This is a genomic window from Pseudoalteromonas sp. SWYJ118 (assembly GCF_015864505.1).
Taxonomy (GTDB): domain Bacteria; phylum Pseudomonadota; class Gammaproteobacteria; order Enterobacterales; family Alteromonadaceae; genus Pseudoalteromonas; species Pseudoalteromonas arctica.
This window is the reverse complement of record NZ_JADYXC010000062.1, coordinates 1-1,218: the sequence shown is the minus strand read 5'-3', so window position 1 is coordinate 1,218 and position 1,218 is coordinate 1. Positions and strand designations below refer to the sequence as shown.

The following is a 1,218-nucleotide window of genomic DNA, read 5'->3' as shown; positions in this document are numbered from 1 at the left end:
GTCGATGCTCGTAAGATTGACCAGTAAAACGGTCTTCTCCACATAAAAATGCGCGACGAACACAGCGTGAAATACAGTGATAGTACTTTGTATCAACCAAACTTACTTGACGCTTTCTTGCGATTGCAATAAGACATCCTGCTTGCTTTTTGCACAAACCAACTAAATTACACGCATGAAAATAACTGCATAATGCAGTTGTGATTTATTACTGAATAGTTTTACTGATTAGCTTACGTTTTATGCGAGTAGCTTTTCGCAATTACTGATATTTGAGCGCCGTTTACGCTTTAAATTTTCACAGTAACTTGCTTGTGAAGTGGGCCTACCTACTGCACCATGAAATACGCGCGTAAATTGTGTGGTGAGTTTTAACCAGTTTTCGGGGGATATATTAAGTCTTTCTAGCAAAGGAAGGTTCATATTATCAATGTGCCCGCGTTTATCCTCTCGTATTATTCGCCCTGTTAACTCAACAAGTTCAAGGTACGACTTAAGCTCAAACGGCAGCCCTTTGGGCATAATCTGACGAGGCATACCAGCAAAACGTAGTAACTGTTTTGGTTGTTTACTTTCTTCTGCGTGTGTTATGCGTTGTTGGACACTTGTATGATCTGATTCTTCGGGCGTTTCTGCCATGTTTGCTCTGATGGGGTTTAAATCAACATACGCCATGCAGGCCGCAAGTGCTGCTTCATCTAGTAATGCTTGCGATTTGAATCTTCCCTCCCAGAACCTCCCTGTGCAGTTATCTTCTTTATTTGCTCTGCGCGCAATGTCTTCATTTAACAAACGCATAAACCAGCTAATACTTGCTAGACGTTCACGGTATTGTTTAACCGTTTGATTGAAAAAGATGAGTTCAACTTTACTTAGCTTTTCACCTTGTACATATTTTTGCGTTAACAATGTGCCTTTACAAAGCTTATGCCAACGAATAACAATCGCTTTATCATTTAGCCTATTCGCTTTTTTATCATCAACATACAATACTAAATGGGTGTGATTACTCATTACGGCATAAGCACATACATCAATACAAAATACTTTAGCTAACTCAAGCAGCTTATCTTCAACCCACCCTCGTCGATGCTCGAAAGATTGACCAGTAAAACGGTCTTCCCCACATAAAAATGCACGTCGCACGCAACGCGAAATACAATGGTAGTATTTTGTATCAACCAAACTTACTTGACGTTTTCTTGCTATAGCCATAAG

Annotated in this window: 1 protein-coding gene and 1 pseudogene; both read right to left on the bottom strand. The window is 39.9% G+C overall.

The window, feature by feature from the left end; translation table 11 throughout:
* A pseudogene (locus tag I6F48_RS21525) lies at nucleotides 1–130 on the bottom strand (transposase); the annotation flags it as partial.
* Between the two features lie 110 nt (nucleotides 131–240).
* Entirely contained in the window at nucleotides 241–1,215 is a 975-nt protein-coding gene (locus I6F48_RS21175) for a transposase (protein ID WP_197120246.1), read from the bottom strand.
* Between the last annotated feature and the right edge of the window lie 3 nt (nucleotides 1,216–1,218).

What these genes read in the sequence shown, in the direction of transcription:
- I6F48_RS21175 (WP_197120246.1), bottom strand. Translation starts at nt 1,215, where the DNA reads ATGGCTATAGCAAGAAAACGTCAAGTAAGTTTGGTTGATACAAAATAC.